Below are 1,984 nucleotides of genomic sequence, written 5' to 3'. Positions count from 1 at the left end.
AGCTGATCTTTTTTGTCCGAACAGCGTTCGGATTAATTTTACAATCTACCATAAATATATAAATCAAGTTAGGGCTTGAATTTTTTTTTGAGGAGGAACGAATAAATGGGTTGGAAAAAAACAGTCGGCATCACGATGCTGCTAGGATGTACCACCTTGATCCCAGCACTTAATGCGAATGCAGCAACTACTTATAAGCGTTCAAAGCAGACAACGGTGGCTAGCAAACCGTACTATGCGAAGAGCGCGACGGGGAATACTTATACGCTGAAGGGGTCAGCTAAAAAGACGACGCTCAAAGCCAATCATGCGTTGAAGAATTATATGTCAACGACTTGGACCCGCAGCAAAACGCTGAAGTTAACACGCGGTGGTAAGGCGACGACGTATTATTACGTTAAAAATGCCAAAACGGGTGCCACTGGCTGGGTCAAGAGTAGTAGTGTCAACGCGGGGAAGAACTTTCAAGGCACCACTGCCAAAAAGAGCTCAGGCAGTTACCAACGCGCGAAAGCCGGGAAAGTTTACGCCATCAGCGGCAACAACAGCTATGTGAAGTTCGGTAAGGGAACCGCGCTATCCACAACGGCGACCTACAAGCGTTCCAAAGTACGGACGATTTATAAGCGCGGTAAAGCTTACCAATATGATTACGTGACGAGTGGTAAAACTAAAGGCTGGGTTTTACACAGTTATTTGAAAGCCGCAACAGTCAAGCAGACTACTACGAAGAAAGCTTTTGGCGCTACGACCCAAGTTGCAAGTAGCAACGGGGTCACTTACTATCAAACGAGCGGTGATGTCTTGTCCGCTTATAACGGCAATAACTTCAAGACGGTCAATGTCGCTAGCAACTATGTGATGGGCAAACCGTCCACTTATGGTTACAGCAGCACTTATAACGCTAGCAACTCATTTCAAACGACAGCCGGGACGATTGGGTTACTACGTCGCACGAATGATGCTTATAGTAATTACTCATTCAAGACGTCCGTTTATTTACCAATTGACTATAAAGACTTCGCCACTAAAGCGGTCTTTGGTGATCCACAAAGTGCCACTTTCTCAAAAGACGATAAATATTTGTATGTCTTATATAATGTTCCGGATGATGCTACGCGGCCAATTTCTGAACAGACTGGTTGGGTCATTCGCTATGACTGGGCGGGAATTCTAAAGTATTCCAAGAATGGTTCAATGGATAACATTCGCCGCGCCACGAACCATTATTACAATGGCAATATGAGTGCCCAAGATAAGACAATCTTGTCATATATTAAAGTTGGTCCACAGTTCAAGTCTGGTCACGTGCAATCATTGGCCTTGAACCCTAAGACGAACCAACTTTGGTTCATCAAAGCCTATAAAGACAGTTACACGGCCACCGCCCAACGTTTGAGTGCTTCGACCTTAAAGCCTAATGCGTCGGTCAACTTCACGTTGAGTTCAAAGGTTCATATGGGGAGCACGTTAACCTTTGATAACGCCGGGAATGCTTACTTCTGGACGCAAACGGCTAGCACCTCATGGGCACCGAAAAACTCCGTTAAATTCTACAAAGGGAGTTTGGGTTCAGGCAACGTGCATTTCAAGTTAGTGATGCAAGGGTTATTACGGGCACCGGGTTCGACCTTACAATCAGTTAGCTATAATCCGAAGAACGGTCGTTTGTACTTAGTTTCAGACGAAAGTATCTTCTCAGTACCCGCTAGCAAGCTAGGCAGCCTCAGTGCTAGTGATGTCAGTGCTACCAATTTCAGTGGTACGCGTGAATTCGAAAGCTTGGTCTTCAAGCACAATTCTAATGCTGGTTACTTGTTAACTAACAAGGGCCCTGAAATTATGCAAATGGTTATGAAATAAATTTAGTAATGTTGAAGGATTGCTGATTAGTTTAGTAATGAAGACTAATTAGCAATCCTTTTTACATATAAGGTAGATTGTAAAATTAATCCGAACGCTGTTCGGACAAAAAAGATCAGCT

1 protein-coding gene is annotated in these 1,984 nt (G+C 44.1%); it reads left to right on the top strand.

The genetic code is table 11. The features are described 5' to 3' along the window. The first annotated feature begins 105 nt into the window (after nt 1–105). Nucleotides 106–1,863: a hypothetical protein gene (locus DY78_RS13270; protein ID WP_024626255.1), complete on the top strand. Its 1,758-nt coding sequence runs from the start codon at nt 106–108 to the stop codon at nt 1,861–1,863. Nucleotides 1,864–1,984 lie beyond the last annotated feature (121 nt).

It is taken from the genome of Lactiplantibacillus fabifermentans DSM 21115 (genome assembly GCF_000498955.2).
In the GTDB taxonomy this organism is placed as follows: domain Bacteria; phylum Bacillota; class Bacilli; order Lactobacillales; family Lactobacillaceae; genus Lactiplantibacillus; species Lactiplantibacillus fabifermentans.
The sequence above is the reverse complement of the archived record's forward strand: the minus strand, read 5'-3'. Positions and strand labels throughout refer to the sequence as shown.